Below are 21,021 nucleotides of genomic sequence, written 5' to 3' on the forward strand. Positions count from 1 at the left end.
GCAACGGCAATGGTGTGCTGACGAACGGCACCGTCATCACCACCACGACCTACGACGTGCAGGGTCGTCTCCTGCAAACCAGCACCGAGACCGGTGCCAACCGCGCTACCTTGCAGACCACCACCTATGCCTGTGACGGCTTGGGACGGCTGCTCAGCACCACCGATCCGCTCAGTAACGTCACCAGCTACGTCTACACCGACAGTGCCAACACGCTCGCCATCACGCAAGCCAATGGCCTGACGACGACGCAGGTACGCACCAGTGCGGGCCAATTGCTCAACCGCACGCAATCGGCCAGCGGCCAAACCAGCCGCATCACGAGCTATCTGTATAACGCCGATGGGCAAGCGATTGCCGTGATCGACCCGGCCGGCAACGTCACCTACACGTTCTACGATGCCGATGGTCGTGTAACCGGCACGGTGGATGGCGACGGCAACGTCACCGCGACCACCGTCGACGCCGACGGCCAGGTGATCCAGACTACGCAGTACGCCACGCCCGTGAACACCGCCAGTTGGATCAGCAGTGGTGCACTCACCAGCAGCTATCCGACCGACCTCCCCATTCCGGTTCTCAGCAGTTCTGACGTTGTCACTACTCGCATCCTTGATGGTGCCGGTAATGTCGTGGCTACCTTCGATTCTGCGGGTCACGTCACCACGACCACCTACAACGGCGACGGAAATGTTGTCGCTACCACGGAATACGCCGCGCCGCTGACCGCCAGTCAGCTGACAGCTTTGGGAAGCACACCAAGTCTTGCCGCACTAATGGCCGCTGTCACTACTAGTGCCAGCGATCGCACCACGCTGACGGTCTACGATGCGGACGAACAGGCCATCGCCGCGATCGATCCGGATGGCAACGTCAAGGTCATGAGTTATGACCCAGCTGGCGATCTTACCGGCAGCATCACCTACCCGACGCCGCTGACAGCGGCGCAAATGAAGGTTTTGAGCAGTTCGCAGAGCATGTCCACGCTGCAGCTGCTGATGAACCCTACTACTCAAACCCTCTACAACGCTTCCAATAAACCGGTGGCGACGATTAGTGCGTCGGGTGTCGTGACTATCACTAGTTACGATGCGTCGGGCAACGCTACCACGGTTAAAACGTATGCGACACCGCTGACCCAGACGCAGATTTTGGCCCTGGGTCTGGGCGCGACGCTTGCCCAGGTCCTGGCTGTCGTCGTCCCGAGTACAGGCGATGTCACCACACTCGCTGTTTACAGCAGCAGCAACCAAGCGGTAGCCAAGGTCAATGCGCAGGGCCAGGTGACGGAGTACACCTATGATGCTGGCGGCAACGTCACTTCCACGACGGTCTACGCCAATACGCTGACCGCGGCGCAAATTGCCAGTCTCGGTGCTGCACCGACGCAGGCGGCACTGCAATCGTTGGTCGCACCCAGTGCTAATGACCAGACCAGCTACACGTTATACGACAGCAGCGAGCGCCAGGTGGCGACCGTGAGCCCCGCGGGCATGGTTATCGTCACAACCTACAGCACTGCCGAAGACGTGGTGATCACCACCCAATACGCTACCGCGTTGACGGCCCAGCAGTTGGCGAGCCTTGCCAGCAATCCGACGCTGACCACGTTGGAGGGGGAAGTGGTCAGCAGTACGAACGACCAGACTAGTTTGGCCTTCTACAACGCGAATCAACAAAAGATTGCTACGGTCGGTGGTGGCGGGAACGTCACGCTCGATAGTTATGACAACTCCGGCAACCTCATTAGTAGCGCAGGCGTCGCTGTGCCGCTGACTGCTGCGCAGCTGGCAACTCTGGTGTCATCGCCGAGCTTGGCAGCGCTTCAGGTGGATCTTGCCATCAACAGCAACGTAACCGCGTCCCTCACGATCTACAACGCGGTCAACCAGCCAGTCGCCACGGTTTCTAGCAGTGGCGTCGTTACCGTTATCACCTACGACACGTATGGCAATATCGCGGCCACCGTGCAGTATGCCAATCCGCTGACAGCGCAGCAGGTGGATTCGCTTGGCACCCATCCATCGCTGGCGACTCTGCAGTCGATGCTGGTGCCAGCTTCCAACGATACCGTCAACGTCACCATCTATGATGTGAACCATCATGTATCGGCGACGCTCACTCCCGCCAATGGCAACCACACCGCCAACCTGATTACTACGACAACCTACGATGCCAGTGGAAATGTCATAGCGGCGACTGTTTACGGAAATACGATCACTAGCCAGCAAGCAGAGCTGCTGGCGGCTACGCCGACTCTGGCTACGCTGCAATCGCTGGTGACGTCCAGCTATCAGGATCAAATCACGCTCAACATCCGTGATGCCAATGAGCGAGTAATTGCGACCGTTTCGCCGGTTGAAGTTGAGGGGTCTTCTGGTCCGCAGTACGACGGACGAGTCGTTACCATGGCTTACGATGCGGCCGGCAATGTAGCGGCGACGACGACGTACGCGACGCTGCTTGACGCGTCATTGGTGGCAAGTCTGGGTTTGACACCAAATATGCAGCAGCTGCAGTCGATGATTGTTACTTCGGCACTTGACCAAACCAGCCTTACTGTTTGGGATGGTAGTGGACGCGCCGTCGCAGTGATCCATTTGATGGATGCTGTCTATGATTCATCGACTGGCAGCTATGACTTTATCGGACAAGTAACTACGACCACCTACAATGCCTCCGGCGAAGTCGTTGCAACGACACTGCATGGTTCAACGCTGACCGCTGCGCAACTTGCGCAACTGGGTAATGCCCCCACACTGGATCAAGTTGAGGAGGACCTTGCGCCAAGTTCCAATGATCAGACGACGCTAACCCTTTACAACAGCAATGGTCAGCAGGTTGCGTCGATTTTGCCTGCATACACCAATGACCCTGCCACCGGTGTGAATGGCTTTGGTGGAAGCGTCACCATCACTTCGTATAACGCAGCTGGTGAAGTGACCGAAAAAGTGGTTTATGCCAATGCATTGACGGCATCCCAGATGGCGACGCTTGGTAACACACCCACGCTGTCAGCGTTGCAATCGATTGTAACACCGAGCGCGAACGACGCGACTACGCTTAACATCTACAACGCGAACAATCAGATTGTCGCAGCGGTGAAACCGTATGACACCGGGAGCGATCTAGTCACCGAGTGGACGTACAACACTGCCGGCAATCTGGCGTCCATCACGCAATACAGCAACACCCTGACCACGGCGCAAGTCGATTCGCTCGGGACCAGCCCGACGCTTTCAGCGCTACAGGCGTTGATCGTACCGAGCAGCACCGATCAGACGTCGCTCTATTATTACGACATAAACAACAATCTGCTCGCTACGTTGCTTTCGAACGGTTGGAGCTATAACTCCACGACTGGCACGTGGGATGTTTGGTACTCCCTGGCAACCTATGGCCCAGGCGGATCGATTACTTATCCGCTGCTAAGTGCTAGCGAGGTCGAGAGCCTTGGCGCTAATCCTTCCCTCGCCGCAGTCGAGAACATCGCTGGCTCCCCCTACAACTACAACAATTCGTTTAGCGTCACGATTCTGGACGCCAACGGAAACGTGGCGGCTACCGTCAACAATGGTCAGGTCCATGCGACCATTTACGATACGGATGGCCGAGTCGTCAGCACGGGAACCTTTTACTACAACATCGGTACGGCTCAGGAGGTGGAGCTCATCAATGCTCCCACCATGGCCAATCTGATATCTGTGGTGAGTCCGAGTTCGTTTGACGCCGGTTCTCTGACTATCTATTCGGCCAGCGGAACCATTGCCGCCAAGCTGACGCTGAATCAGGACGTGGTCTACTACTGGGGTGGGTCGTATGTCAATGGCTCGGATACAGCCACCCTTACGACTTACGATTCGAGCGGCAATATCGTCTCGACGACAATTTATAACAACGCGCCGACCTTGAGTCAGTTGATATCACTGGGAAGCACTCCGACCTTGGCGGAGTTGCAGGCGCTCTTCACACCATCCTCAAGCGATACGACCACGCTGACTATCCGTAACGCGGAAGGTCTAGTCGTGGGCTCCGTCAACAATCAGGGCAACGTCACCATCAATGCCTACGATGCGAACGGCAACGAGACATCCAGTCGGTCTTATGCGAACCACCTGACCGGCTTGCAGCTCGATCAACTCGTACAAAATCCTACGCTGGCCAATCTGCAATCCATGTTGGTATCCAGCAATAGCGATACGTTGAGCGTAACGATCTACGACGCCAGCGGACAGGTGTTGGGGCAAGCCACAGCAGGCAGCACGACCACGGGGGTAAACGGCGTCAACTTGATGACCTATGACTCTAACGGAAACCTGTTGGCCACGCAGCACTACGGCGCCACGCTGTCGTTGTCCCAGATCCAGGCCTTGATCGACGCGCCATCTATCACGACGTTGCAACTCGATTTATATGCCGCCCAGGGCGACAGTATCAACCAGACTTTCTACAATGCGGCAGGCCAGCCGATTGCGATCATTGCATCGAACGGTATCGTGACTACTACCACCTACGATGCTGCCGGCAGGATCACCGCGACCACGCAATACGCCACTGCGCTGAATCCGGCCAATGGCCAGGTCACCACCTATACACAATTGATGGCAGCGCTAACGAAAAGCAATGCCGATCTCACCACGCGCACGATCTACAACACCAACGAACAGCCGGTGGCTGAGATCAGTGCAACTGGTCAGGTTACGGTGATCACCTACAACGCCGCTGGCGAGGCGATAACCACCACAGTTTATGCGACGCCGCTGACTGCCGCGCAGATGTATAGCCTGGGCAATGCGCCCACCATGGCTGCGTTGAACGAGTTGCTGGCGCCTACCACTCGCATGATTTACAACGCGGCCGGAGAAAAGGTCGCCACGCTCGATCCAGAAGGCAACGCCAGCTACAGCTTCTATGACTCGACAGGGCAACTGGCGGCAACCGTCGATGCAGATGGCGACGTTACCAGTTATGCCTATGACGCAGCTGGCAATCTCACACAGACTACGCAGTACGCCACGCCTATCAGTACGACCGGCTGGCTGAATGCGAACGACACACTTTCCAGCATCTATCCGGCAAGCCTGGTGCTGCCGGCTTCAAGCAGCGCCGACCGTGTCACCACACGCATCTATGACAGCGAAGGCAAAGCCATTGCAAGCATCGATCCGTCGGGTGACGTCACCATCACCACCTACGATGCTTTCGGCGATGCGGTATCTACTACCCAGTACGCTACACCGCTGACGTCCGCTCAGGTGCAATCGCTGGGAGCATCTCCGACACTGGCAGCTCTGCAGGCGCTGATCACGACCAATGCCAGCGATCGTACCGCTACCGCGCAGTACGACCAGGACGGGCGTGAAATTGAGTCGGTCGACGCCGCAGGTTACGTCACGCAAACCAGCTACGATGCGGACGGCAATATCGTTCTGCAGAGCAGAGTAATCAGTGCGGGTGCTTACGCCACCACGCGCAGCTATTACGACGGGACGGGCCGTCTGGCGGCGCAAATCGATGCCGATGGCTATCTCACCATCTACGGTTACGACACGACTACCGATACCAAGGTGAGCACCCGTTACGCCACTGCGCTTACCGCCGTTCAGCTCAGTTCTTTGACAGGCACGGAAAGCGCTTCTCAGCTCGTCGGTATGCTTGGCAGCAACGCAGCCAACGAGCAAACCAGCGAAACGTATAACGCCGAAGGCCAAGTCATCGGCAGCACGGCAGCCGATGGTACCGTTACCGTCTATCAATACGATACGGACGGTCGTCTGACCGGCACCGTCAGTACGCCTGTCAGCGGGCAGGGGGGAGTGCGCACCACCGGCACTTTTTACGACTCCAATGGCAACATCACTCGCTTCATCGATGCCGATGGCCATACCACCACTTACGTCTACAACCAGGACAACCAGCGCATCGAATCCACCGATGACGACGGTAACAGCACTTGGTACTACTACGATCCCGCTGGGCGGTTGCTTTACACAGTGCATGGGCAGCCGGAAAGCGGCAGCGCCAATATGCTCGGCAATGTCACGGCCTACACTTATGATGCATTCGGCGATGTCACCGAAACCACGGCCTATGCCGAACAACTCCAGTTGGATGTGGCCAATCCCAGTAGTGGTGGACTGATCAATCCGAACGAATCTACCGCGGACGACATTGCATCAGCCATAAATGGAGTGCCTGCATCAGCGTCGGATGTTGATGACGTTATTGACTACACGTACACCAATAATGGACAGGTCGCCGGCGTCAATGACGGTAATGGCTATCAAACCAACTATAGCTATGATGCTTTCAGGGATCGTATCGAGACTCAGCAGCAGCTGAATCAGAATGGACAATCATTTAACACTGCCAACAGCACGACCACTGTCTATACCTACGATGCCAACGGTGAACGGATTAGTGAAACCGATGCCGCAGGGACAGCTGTTCAGCGAACCACCAGTGCTTCTTACGATGGACTTGGTGATGTGCTCAGCACCGTCGACGGCGTGGGCAACACTATTACTTATCAGTACGACGCTCAGGGTCAGCGGATCGGTACCAGTCAAACCGTACAGGGGCAGACGCGCACAACCACAACCAGCTACGACGCTTTCGGCCGTGTGCTGAGCACGACGGATGCACTCGGCAACACCACCACTTACCGCTACAACCTTTCCACGCACACCATCGTGGTAACCACGCCGGACGGCGTCACCATGACCACGGTGAAGGATGCCTACGGCGACATCGTAAGCGTAGTCGACGGTGCAGGTAATACCACAACCTACACCTATGACGCAGAAGGCCATTTGCTCAGCACGACTGATGCTTTAGGCAACACCAGCACCAATCAATACGATGGTAACGGCGACCTGATCCAGACAACGGATGCGACAGGCCACGTTGTTACCTATGCCTACGACGCCAGTGGCCGAGTGCTGAGCAAGACCGTCGATCCGAATGGGCTTCATCTCGAAACGGAATACGTCTACGACGGCGAGGGACGCAAGATCACCACCTACGAGCCGACCGGCGCCGTTACAGCCTACACCTATGATGCCGATGGCAACATGCTGAGTGTGGTCGTGGACCCGGGTACCAACGGTCTCAATCTATCCACCACTACCTACACGTATGACGGCGCCGGAAACACACTCACCGTTACGCAGGGGGCGGGCAGTAACGTCGCTACCACTACCCAATATGTCTACGACGCACTGGGACGCGAGACAGCGAAGATCATTGATCCGAACGGGTTGGCGCTGACCACAACCTATCAGTATGACGCGAACAACAATCTCACTGCAGTAACCGATCCCTACGGCAACATTACCTATACCGTCTATGACGAGGCCAATGAGGCGATTTACACCATCGCCACAGCCGATGGATCGAACAGAGGAAGCTACACCGTCACCGGATACACCTATGACATGGATGGTCGCCTTACGTCGACCGCCCGTTATCGCTATTTTGTTTCGGCTTCAGGTGGTCCGACGCCCTTGGTCATCGCCAACATCGATAGTGGTGTGACGCAAACGATCGCCAACATCATCGCGTCGATATCGGCTGCGCCGCTATCGGATTACGCCGTCAGCTTTAACGTCTACAACGCCGACGGTCAATCGATTTACCAGATTGACCCCAACGGGGTCGTTATAGAGACGCGTTACAACACGCTCGGTCAAGCCGCCGAAACGCTCACCTATGCGTCAGCCATCAATCTCGATCCCAGCATCGCCCCCGGTTTGGCTCAGGCCCTGCAGGCGGGTACTGCAACCGTTAGCGACATTCAGGCCGCGCTTGCGGCGGCCGGCAATAGCGATGCTACAGCGCGGGTTGCTTATGCCTATTACGACGCCGATGGCCGCGTGACCTATCGCGTCATGCTTAACCAAGTGGACGGCGTACTTTCGGCGATCGTCAGCCAGATCGAATACGATGCCGCGGGTCGCGTCAGTGCTGATATCCAATACGGGGTCGCGCTTCCGTTCTCGGACGTGGGGAGCGATGCCACTACTGCATCCATTGCCCAGGCGCTGGCTCAATCCAACACCCCCGGCACCACGCGGGTTACGCAATACATCTACGACAACGCTGGCCGGCAGGTCGCCGAAATCGACCCCAGTGGAAACATCAGCTATACCTTCTACGACGCGGGCGGGCGCGTAGCAGCGACCGTCAGCACTACTGGCGCAGTGGTGCAGTACACGCGCGATGACCTCGGGCGGGTCATTCAGCAAACATCCTACGCGACCTTGGCCAATACGGCAGGCTGGCTGCAGAACGGCCAAGTAACGGTCACGCTGAATCAGGCACTTCCTGTATCCAATCCGATGCAGGATCGCGGGATATTGACCACCTACGATGCGGTCGGAAGGGTGGCCACTGTCACGACGTATTCGCAGATGCAAGATAACGGCAATTGGGTCTACAGCAACGGCAGTTGGCAGTACGTCGATGTGTATACGCCGTTCGGCGGCGACATCGTTACCTACACTTACGACAACGATTCGCGGGTCATCGAAACCCAGGATGCGGATCTGACCGGCAATTCGCGCACGCGCACCACCCGGTACTTCTATGGTACGCAGGATAATTCTGTCGCAACGTTGAACGCCGACGGTGTTTTGAGCCTGAGCTACTACGACGCGAACGGCCGCTTGCTGCAGACCACGGTCTATGCCACGCCGACACCGTCGTGGTTGGATCAGACTGGCACCCTGGACGAACTGATGCCGGCAAACTCGCCACAGGATGAAACCACCAGCTACTACTACGACGCGTTAGGTAACCTGGCAGGCATTCTCGACGCCAAAGGGTATTACACCGCCTACAGCTACGATGCGGACGGTAGGCAGACCGGAGTGGCGCGCTATGCGGACGCACTGGGTATCAAATTCCAGTCAGCTTTCCGCTACGGCTCCGACGGTACTTATTTCAGCTCCACCATGCTCCAAGCGATCGCTCAGAATGGACTCTTCCTGTACACCAGCAAGTTTTACGACGCCTATGGCGACGTTACTACTGCGTTCGATGAGCACGGGTTCGCCACCCGAAACACATACGACGATGCTGGCAATCTGACTCAGACCCAGGCAACTGTAGACAGTGCGGGAGATACGCGCACAACATCCAATGCTTATGATGCCTTCGGCGAACGGGTCAGCACCACCGATGGCCTGGGCCATGTCACCACGTACACCTACGACCTCAATGGCAATCGTACGTCGCAGACCGATGCCCTCGGCAATACCACCTGGTATGTCTATGACCAGGCCAACCGGTTGGTCTACACGATTGTCGGCATAACGAACGCTTCAGGCGCAACGAATGCTCTCGGCGAGGTCAGCTCGACCAGCTATAACGCTTTTGGCGACGTCATTGCCACGGATAAGTATTCGGACCCCATGACGATTGGGGCGAACTTCGCGCCGAGCGTTGCAAGCATGGCTGGGGTAACCGGTGCGATCGCCAACCTAGGACCCAGCAGCGACGACATTGTCCGTTACACCTACGATCTCGAAGGGCGTGTCGTCGACAAGGTTGACGCCAATGATAACGACACCAGCTACACCTACGACGGTTTCGGCCAGCTCATCTCAAGGAACATCGATGGTATAAGCGGTTTGATGACCGTGTACACCTACGACTCGATGGGTCACATGACCAGCCAAGTCGACGAGGAATACAGCAGCTCCGGTGAATCAAGTTCATCGGGTGAATTCAGCGCAATGACTATCGTGCCGTCAGGAAGTGTTGGCGGTGGATGGACGCCTATTCGTACCCAGGAGTGGACCTACGACGCATTTGGCAACGTGTCGTCCTACACGGATGGGGACGTCAATACCATCAACTACACCTACGATGGTTTGAATCAGCAAATCTCCACGAGCCGCTACGTATCCGGCCAATTGCAGCAAGCCACGAATGCCTATGACGCTTATGGCCGCCTGACCAGCAGCACGGATGCGGAAGGCTTGGTCACCAGCTACGTTTATAACGATGACGCGACCATTAGCGTTACCACGACCCAACCTGGCGGGATCACCACTGCGACCGTTTACAACGTAGACGGCCAAACGATTTCGGTGACTGACGGGCAGGGCAATCTGACCGGCTATCAGTACGATGCTGACGGTAACCTGATTCAAACGACCAATCCCGATGGCAGCACCATCACGAATCAGTACGACGCTGCTGGCAATCTCGTTGAGACGACGGATGCGGACGGCAATGTCACGACATATACCTATGATGCCGCCGGCAACTTGCTTACCAAGACGGTAGATCCGAATGGTCTGAAACTAGTTACCACGTATACCTACGATGGCCGCGGCTTGAAGATCTCCGAAACCGACCCAGCTGGTATCGTTACGACCTACACCTACGACGGCAATGGCAATGTTTCGGAAATAGTGCAGGATGCCAAAGGCCTCGCCGTCACCACGGATTACAACTACAACTATCTCAACGAGGTGACGGGTAGCTCTGTTTCGGAACAAATCAATGGAAGCTGGAAGAGCGCAAGCAACGTCTACAGTTACGACGTGCTCGGAAGAATGACCTCCGAAACGACAGGTACCGGGCATGCCAGCCAGACCAGCTACACCTACGATGGAGACGGCAACGTTACATCCAATACGGATGGTAACGGCAATGTCACCTACTATTTCTACAACGAAGCTGATCAACTCACTTATACGGTAGCGCCCAATGGCGCGGTGACCTACAACACCTACAACGCGGACGGACAGATTACCTCCACCACGCAGTATGCGACGGAACTGTCTTCGAACCAGTTATGGCAGGTGGCTAACGATGGTGGTTACATCGTTCCTTATCTGATAACACCTAGTACGGCCGACCGAACCACCTACAACGTCTATAACAGCGCCGGCCAGCTCGAATATACTATCGATCCGAACGGCAACATTACTCAAACGGTTTACAACAACCTCGGCCAAGTGGCGCAGACCTTGGCGTATGCCAACCCTGTGCAATGGGCTAGTAGTGCCATCGGCGACTTGCAGGCAGGCAATGCGTCGGCTGAGTCGGATGTACAAGCCGCGCTCGCCACTGCGGGCAATACTAGCGATACGGCGCGCATCACCTATACGTTCTACGACGAAATGGGTCGCGTGAGCTGCACCTTTAGCTCCGCCACGCTCAACGGACAATCCGGCTATCTTGCGCAACAGATCGCGTACGACGCCAACGGCAACATCATCGCGCAAATCCAGTATGGCGACCTGGTGCCAGGCTCGGAGCTGACCGGTGCACCAACCATCGCATCGCTTGGCGCCTATCTGGCGGGTCTTGCCGACATGCATGTCGCGCGCAGCATCTATGACGCTGCCGGTCGCAAGGTTTACAGCATCGACACCAGCGGTTACGTCACCGAAACCCAGTACGACAAAGATGACCGTGTTCTCGAAAAGATTCAGTATGCCAACGCCATCGCAACACCGGCCGCATGGACGCAGGCAGCTGTTGCGGCAGCTATACAGGCGGTTGATGGAGATGGCAATGAAGACCGTTGGACGGATTACCGGTACGACGGTGTTGGCAATCTGATCTACATAAATGATCCAAACGGCGATATCACTACTTATACCTACGACGAGCGCGGCCTCAAGCTTTCCTCTAGGGATGGCAATGGCAACACTACGTACTACAGCTACGATCAATACGGTAACCTGATCCAACAGACCAGCCCGTCCGTGACCGTGGCCAGCTACAACAGTAGCGGCGCGTATCAAGGTACGACAACCGAATCCATCGTCACCAACTACCAGTACGACAACAACGGCAACCTCATTGCCAAAACCGACGCCTTCGGTACCCCACAGGCGCGCACCACGCAGTATGACTACGATGCTGCGGGTAACCTGACCGAGACCATCCAGCCAGATCCTGGAGCGATCAATCTTCAGACGGGCCAGCTGGTACCTACCGGTTCGCAACCCACCACCACCGTTACCTACAATGCATTCGGCCAAGCCGTAGCAAGCAAGGATGCGAACGGGAACGCCACCTATAACGTCTACGATAATGATGGCAACCTGGCGTACGCCATCGATGGCGACGGCTACGTCACCGGCTACACCTACAGTGCCTACGGTCAGCAGACCAGCGTTACGCACTACGCCATCGGCATCAACGCGGCAGGGCAGGGTTGGTCCATTAGCCAGTCGCCGACGCTGGTGCAATTGAATGCGGCACTAGCCACTTCTTCTGCCGATCGCACCACCACCACGATCTACGACGCCCAGGGCAACAAGATCAGCGTTATCGGACCCGACGTCATCTACGCAAACAGCGATGACCAGGCGGCAGGCGGTGCTGCGGTTACCGAGTACACCTACGACGCATACGGCAACATCACCAGCCAATCCGTGCTGATGCAGGGTACAGCAGATAGCTCAAGCACCGTGTGGGCCACTACGTACAACTATTACGACGCACTCGGCAACAAGCTCATGTCAGTCGATCCCATGGGCTATCTCACCACCAACACCTACGACACCTTCGGCGACGTCCTCAGTACGACGCAATACATCACGGCCATCGATACCAGCAGCCTGGTTGCCGGTGCGGTAACGCCAGTATTGCCGCCAGCCACCGACCAGGGCCAAATCACGACCTACGCTTACGATCTCGATGGGCGCGTACTAAGCAAGACGGTCGACCCCGGTCGCCTGAATCTGGTGACAGCCTACGCGTACGACGGTCGCGGCCAGCTGATCTCTCAGACTGATCCAACCGGCATCGTTACTCAATACACCTACGATGCTAACGGCAATGTATCGCAGATGGTGCAGGACGCTACCGGGGCAGCACCGATTACCACCACCAACATCTTCAACGTGCTTGGCCAGCTCGTGCAGAGCAGCGTCGCGCAAACGATTGGCAGCACGACAGCGGTCGCCAACAGCTATTACAGCTACGACACGCTTGGCCGGATGGTCGCCGAAGCCACCGACACCGGCCATCAGGCCGAGGTTGTATACGCCTACGATGCAAACGGCAACGTTATTGCCAAGACCGACGGTGATGGCAACGTTACTCGCTATTTCTACGATGGCGACAACCAGCAGATCTATGCTGTCGCGGCCAATGGCGCCGTAACCGCCACGACCTACAACGCCGAAGGACAGGTCACTTCGACCACGCAGTACGCCACGGAGATTCCATCCAGTGAGCTGTCGCAGTTGTCTGGTGGCACACAGGCGTTGACTGCGCTGATCCAGCCCAGTGCAGACGACCGCACCATTTACAACGTTTACGACAGCGCCGGTCAACTGGAATACAGTATCGACCCCAACGGCAACGTTACCCGTACGCTTCTCAATGCCCAGGGACAAGTGATCGAAACGTTGGCCTATGCCAACCCGGTGCAACTGTCATCGGCCGAAATCAGCGATGTGCAATCGGGCGCCGCTGCAGCGGAAGTGGATATCCAGTCGGCATTGAATGCGGCCGGTAACAATAGTGTCAACCCGCGCATTACCTACACCTACTACGACGCAGATGGCCGCGTCAGCTGCACCTTGAGCTCCGCCTCGCTCGACGGGCAGTCCGGCTATCTGGCCGTGCAAATGGAGTATGACGCGTACGGCAATGTAGTCACCAAGATCCAGTACGGCGATCTGATCCCCGCTACTGTCGTGAGCAGCACCGCAGACACGACTACGGTTGAGGCATATCTCGCCGGTCTCTCCGACACGCACGTGACCCGCACGTTCTATGACTCTGCCGGGCGCGCTATGTTCAGCATCGATGCGGCCGGCAACGTCATCGAGACTGAGTATGACAATGATGGCCGCGTTACTGCAACGATGAAGTACGCCATCCCCATAGGCACACCCCCGGCATGGACGTTTATAGGGGTGGATAAGACGGTGATGCGTGAAAATATCGGCAGCACGCAGACCCGCGAAACGCAGAATGTCTACGACGATTTTGGCAATCTCATCAAGACCATTGATGCCAATGGCAATGCCACCTTCTACACGTACGACGAGCGTGGGCTGAAGCTGTCCGAGACCGATGGCAACGGCAATACTACGTCTTACGCCTATGACAACTTCGGCAACCTGATCAGCAAAACCAGCCCGCCTGCTGTCGTAGCTGGCTACAGCAGCAGCGGCGCGTACCAAGGCACGACGACCGAATCCGTCGTCACCACTTATATGTACGACAAAGCTGGCAACCTGATCACCCAGGTCGACGCCAGCAACACAGCGCAGGCACGTACGACGCAATTCAAGTACGACGCGACCGGCAACCTGATCCAGACCATTCAGCCGGATCCCGGCGCGATCAACCCCCAAACGGGCTTGCTGGTCGCTACCGGTTCCAATCCCACCATCACTGTCACCTACAACGCATTTGGCCAGGCGGTAGCAAGCGAGGATGCCAATGGCAACGTCGCCTACAACGTCTATGATCACGACGGCAACTTGCTCTACGCCATCGATGGCGACGGCTATGTCACTGGTTACACCTACGACGCTTACGGCCAGCAGACTAGCGTCACGCGCTACGCAACCAGCATCAATCCGGCGGGGCAGGGTTGGAACGTCAATCAGGCGCCGAGCTTGGCGCAAGTTCAGGCAGTGCTTGTCACGTCTTCTTCCGATCGCACCATCACGACGACCTACGACGCACAAGGCAACAAACTGAGCGTTACCGAGCCCGTTATTACTTACACCAACAGTGATGGCAGCACGACACAAGGATCGCCGGTCACCGAATACACTTACGACGCCTACGGCAACGTCACCAGTCAATCCGTGCTGGTGCAGGGCACGCCGGGTACGGCCAGCGCGGAATGGGCGACCACTTACAACTACTACGATACGCTTGGCAACAAGCTCATGTCGGTCGACCCGCTGGGCTATGTCACCACCAATACGTACGACGCTTTTGGCGACGTGTTGAGCATCACGCAATGGGCTACGGCCATCAGCACTTCCAGTCTTGCGGCCGGCGGCGCCATGCCCACTGATCCGCCTGCTGGCAATGCAACAACAGGCCTGGATCGCATCACCACCTACACCTACGACGGGGACGGAAACAAAACCGGGCAGTCGATACAGCGCTCCTATACCAACGCGCAGGGTCAGTCTGTGGTGGGCTGGGATACCACCACGTACGGCTATGACGGTGACAACCACCTCACCACCGTCACCGAGAACGGCAACACCATTACCACGGCGTACGACGCGCTAGGCCGCGTCATCAGTGTCACCGGGCCGCAAGTAGAGGTGTTGGTCAGCAACTGGCAGGCGCTGCTGGAAGCCAGTCCGTCGCTCACACTCGCCAGCCCGTCGCTGTATGTGCTCGCCTCGCAGGTGGTGAGCTACACATACGATGCCCTTGGCAACAAGTTGGTGCAGACCCAAAGCGCTACCGGCTCCAGCCAAACGGTCAACACGTATTACCAATACGACAATGCCGGCCACGTAGTTGCGCAGATCACACCACTCGATGGCAGCGCTCCGAACTGGACCTCCAGCCAGGCCAAGTTCATGGCATACGACGCCAACGGCAACGTAGTGCAGGAGTGGTACACCCTGGACGGTAACGACAATAGTTCCACCATCGTTACAACCCTCTATGCGTACGACAAGGATAATCAGCAGACGTCCAGCGTCACCTACCGCGAAGGCATCCCTTCGCCAGATAAAGCCAGCAGTACTAGTTACGATGCATTCGGCGAAGTGATCGCCAGCGGCGACGGTGTCACCAACAACGTAGTCACTACGTATGACAACGCCGGTAACAAGCTCACTTCCACCGATCCCAAGACGGGCGAAGTACATACCTACGGCTATAACCTGGCCGGCCAGCTAGTAAGCGATACCGTGCCGCTTGCTGCAAGCGTCGGCGGTACTGCGCAAACGCTGTACACGCTGGATATGGATGGACGCATCACCGCCGAACAGGCGCCGAGCACCAACGCTACTGCCGGCGAGAACACTGGCGTTCTGCACGCCACGTATGACGCGTGGGGCAATGTGCTCAGCTCCACGGATGCCAACGGCAATCTCACCACCTATACGTACAACGAACGCAACAACGTCGTAACTGAAACCGAGGCGTCGGTAGCAGTGGTGGGCGCGGATGGCACGAGCACCACGACGATGCCCGTCAAAATCTCGTCCTACGACATCGAAGGCAACTTGATCGCCAGTGCCGACGAAAACGGCAACGTCATCAAGAACACCTACAACGCACTCGGTCAGAAGACGGAAAGCGTCGACGGGGCCGGCGCTGAGTTGTATTCCGCGTACGACGCACTGGGTAACAAGGTTGCGCAACAAGACGGCAACGGCAACATCACCTTCAGCAACATCGATGCACTTGGCCGTACAGTGCAATCTGGCGAGTTCGAGCTTGCCGCAGGTGGCAGCTCACGCCAAGCCGTCTGGCAACAAGCCTACGTACTGGATCAGAACGGCGACCGCATCGTCAGCTACGACGGTATCGGCAGCGCCTATCTACAGAGCGGCGACACCACCGACGCTGCCCTGCATGCCACCTACGATGGCTACAACAGCCAAGGCAAGGTGATCTGGAGCCAGGATGCCGCACAGCACGCGGCCAGCACCGCAACCGATCATCAGAACTACACCGGCAACTGGACACAAACACCAACCAATGCCGACTTCTCGCAAGGCATGACGGGCTGGACGTTCGATCAGGGCTACTCCACCGGCAGCTACAACTACGGAGGTCAGGTTTGGCCGCTGATGTTTGCCGCCACGGATAACGCCAACGGCGGTTCCGGCGGCGCGGTGAACAACGATCGCGTACCCGTGGTGCCAGGCCAGAGCATCACCGCCAATGCGACGTTCGACGTGCTCAGCCAGCATGGTAACGGCGAGGTCTTCATCAATTGGTACGGCGCCAACGGGCAAATGATTGGACAGTCCGACAACGGTCCGGGCATCACCGCGGGCAATGGCCCTGGCGTCAACTCCGTAACGGCCACTGCACCGGCGGGCGCGGCCTGGGCAGCCATTGCCATCGGCTGCTCCAACTACAACGAAGGTTCTCCGGGCGTGGTCTGCTCCGGCGTAACCTGGAGCTACACGCCACCGGCCAGCCTCAACGTGCTAGGCACCGGCAACACCGGTGCCGTCGTCAGCCTGCCCACCGGCCAGTTCACCGACCAGGTCACCAACGGCGACTTCGAAGAAGGCAACGTCGGCTGGACGCTGGGCAGCGGCTTCTCCATCGATCAGTCGACCAGCGCCGCCAATGGCAACTGGCAGGCGCGCTACACCGGCAGTGGTGTGGCCTCGATGGTGAACAACGATCAAGTGCCGGTTGTGGAAGGGCAGTCGATTACCGCGTCCGTGCAGATTGCGCTGTACATCCCAAGCGGCGCATCCAATACCTCGGGCACCGTCGCCATCAATTGGTACGACGCCAGCGGCAATCTGATTAGCACCACCACGGGTAACACCGTGTACTGGGACAAGGGCGCGGCGTGGGAAACCTCCACCGTCACCGCGTCGGCGCCCAAGGGCGCGGCGTATGCCGCATTTGCCGTGTTGGCCAACAACAATGGCGTAGGCATCGTGGGCATCGATGCGGCCCGTTGGAACTACCAGTACATCCCACAGGCACCGCGCGGTGTGGTCGAGGATACGTACGTCTACGACATGGACGGCAACCTGGTCAGCAAAACCACCGCCGACGGCGATACGGAAAGTTGGCAATACAACGCGTACGGCCAAGTGACCCAGCACACCGACCTCAGCGGTGCGAAGTACAGCTATACGTACGACGCCAACACCGGTGCGCAAATCGGCGAAAGCGATAATTGGTCACCCACCGCGCAAGGCCAGGTGACGCCGGCCTACGTCACCGCGCCGACCACTACACCCCACAGCGAAACGCTCACCTACTACGCCAACGGCCAGATCGCCACGGAAACCTTCTCCGACGGCTCCCGCTACAGCTATCAATACGACAACAACGGCAACCTGATCGGCGAGGAAGACACCACCGTCGACGGCAACGACAACACCGTCCACACCGTCACGCAAACCACCTACGACAGCCACAACCGCATCAGCAGCGTCACCGAAACCAACGCCGTGACGGGTGCCACGATGCTGCAGGAAACCTTCAGCTACGACGCTGCAGGCAACCGCCGCGAAGTGAAGGCCACCAGCAACGGCAGCACGCAGGATGCCTGGTACACCTACGACGGCGACAACCGCGTCGTGATCGACGATGGCAGCTTGCAGAATGGCCAGATCGTCATCACCAGCAGCACGGGCTCCTACGAGAACGCCTACGACGCCGACGGCAACGTGATCAAGCGCTTCACCCAGAGCAGTGACGGCGACCTGATGTCGCAAACCCAGGTGTACAACGCGCAGAACGAACAGATCGAAACCGACTACGCGGTGGACGTGACGCAAGGCGCGACCAACGAAGGTGTGCAGCAAACCGTTACCTACGACGCGGATGGGCATGCACTGGTGACCCAGAATTACTACGAACTGCGTGCCACCATCACCGTGCAGAACAACAGTGCCGATAACCCTCCCGATGACGGCGGCCCGGACACCTCAACGGTAGATGTGGGGGGCGATCTGGAAAGCGCCACCGTCAACTTCTACGACACCGTGGGCCGCCTGGCCGAATCGCAGACCTTCAACACGCCCAGCGGTTGGGATGGCACGGCCAGCCCGATTCCCACGGGCACGCTCGATCCGAATGCCACCACGTATGGCAGCCTGACCCTGCAAAGCGAAGTGGTGTACCAGGGCCCCGACGGTACCAGCGGCTACGATGCCGATGGCGACGTGGTGGGCTATCAGTATCGCGACAGTACCGGACGCGTCGACCAATACCAGGTGAACTACCTCAAGAAGGACACCTATCTGCAGGCCGACACCACCGGTGATTCCAACGTCACCAACGTGCAGCCGGCGACGGATCAATCCGTGTACGACACCCGCGGCAATCAGATCGCGCTGGAACAGCACACGGAAGATCCGTACGGCAACATTGCCGATACCGTGCGTGTGTTTGCGTACAACGGTGATGGTGAAATCATCGAGAGCCAAAGCGGTACCGGCAGCAGCGGTACCAGCATCAATCTGGGCAGCAATCCGCAAGCGGAGATTGCCAACTACACCTACGTCAATGGGCAGCAGTTGGCGAGCTTCAACAACGACGGTTCCAATCTAAACGTGCTGGACCAGGTGACGGCGTTCAGCAGTAACAACGACAGTCCCAACAGCTACGTGGTGCAGTCGGGCGATACGTTGGAGAGCATTGCGCAGGCGGAGTACGGCAATAGCAATCTTTGGTATGTGATTGCGCAGGCGAATGATCTGTCCAGTGATACGAATCTGGTGTTGGGAGAAAGGCTGCAGATTCCGGCGGTGACGACGCATGCGAACTCGGCGACGACGTTCAAGCCGTATGATCCGAGCAGTATTGTGGGGAGTACGACGCCGAGTCTGCCGACGATTGCACCGCCGCCTCCGCCGGCGAGCAGTGGTTGTAATGCGATGGCTGAAATCATCGTATTGGCCGTGATGGTGGTCGCTACGGTGTTCACGGCGGGTGCTGCGGCCGTGGCATTTGGGGCAGCATCAGGCTCGCTTTGGTCTGCTGGTCTGGCGGCCTTGTCAGGTAGCTTGGGGTTCGAAGGGGTTGCTGCGGCAGCCATCGGTGGTTTTGTGGGTAGCTCGCTGGGTCAATTGACAGGCGAAGGACTTGGTACGCAACAAGGCTTTTCGTGGGAAGGCGCGCTAACAGCAGGCTTGACGGCCGGTCTTACGGCCGGAGTCGGTTACGGTCTCTCCGAGACAAATACGTTTGGCGAAACCTCAAACGCTTTTGCAGGTGATGCGGCGAATACAGGGCGTGCGGTCAGTACATTGGGCCAATATGCTTTGGGTGCGGGAGCCTACGTGGCAGGTGCCGTGAGTGATGAAATCACGCAAGAGCCTGTGCAGTTCAGCTGGCAAGGTCTTGTCGCCTCTGCGTTGGCGCAAGGGGTTACGGCAGAGACTGGATTGCCCAGTGATGCGGATATGTCGCGTGGGATTACTACGGGGAACATCGCAGCTGACTTGGCAGGTGGCGTGTTGTCGGATGCAGTTGATCGTGAAGTGAGTATCGCGCTCGGCGATAAGGATGTGCCGAGTTGGGCGAGCATCGGCGAAAGCGTAGTGGGCCATACACTTGGAGACACGCTTGGAAGCAGCTTTTCGAGTACACCGCCTCAACAGGCGATTGCTTCATATGCCAAGGCACAAGCAGGAAGTTCCGTGTCCTCGCCAGCAAGTGCGTCTAGCAGTACGCCGAATGTATCTGCGGCTCAGACGACGAGCACAGATATAGCTATAGGAAACCAGGTAATTACATCTAGGGGCTATTCAAACGCTTACATGACTAGCGGACAACCGCTTGGCAACGTTGCCTCGACGCCACCGTCAGCTCCTGTGTTCGCCCCCAGCTCCGTCACTACGGATACGGTTGTTTTGCCAGACGGTGTCATAGTGCCGCCCACTCCTGATCAGGATGTTGGACAGGTGCAGTACGCAGATATGCCGAGCAGCGCTAATCCCACGCAAAACGGTGTTTTTTCGCTGATCGGTACCTCAGAAGACGGCAAGACCTTGCAGTTCGATCCAGCCACGATCACCAGCATGCCCATTACCAGTAGCGATGGAAGACCTGGCTATTTGTACAGCGATAGCACGGAATCCTTTGGCTACCACGGCACGTTAGGCGAACTGCAACCAGATTGGGCAGCAGTGGCTGCGGCAAATGCTGCCAAGCTTCAGGCCATGGGAGAGGGATTGGATAGCGGCACGCTTACGACCGCACGTATTCTTGGTTCCGTATACGGCATTGGTCATGGGGCTGCAAACATGGCGGTGGGTACGGTCACCACGCTCGGGGCCTGGATTGGTACGGATATCGATAGCGTTGTTGGTAGAAATGGCTTGAACCTGACCAACTATTTCGAAG

Annotated in this window: 1 protein-coding gene; it reads left to right on the forward strand. The window is 57.5% G+C overall.

The window, feature by feature from the left end:
• Positions 1–21,021 (forward strand): LysM peptidoglycan-binding domain-containing protein (locus QQJ86_RS12305; protein ID WP_284321247.1); only part of this gene is annotated, 21,021 nt, incomplete at both ends.

The sequence above is a fragment of the Dyella acidisoli genome, assembly GCF_030160295.1.
Lineage (GTDB): Bacteria > Pseudomonadota > Gammaproteobacteria > Xanthomonadales > Rhodanobacteraceae > Dyella_B > Dyella_B acidisoli.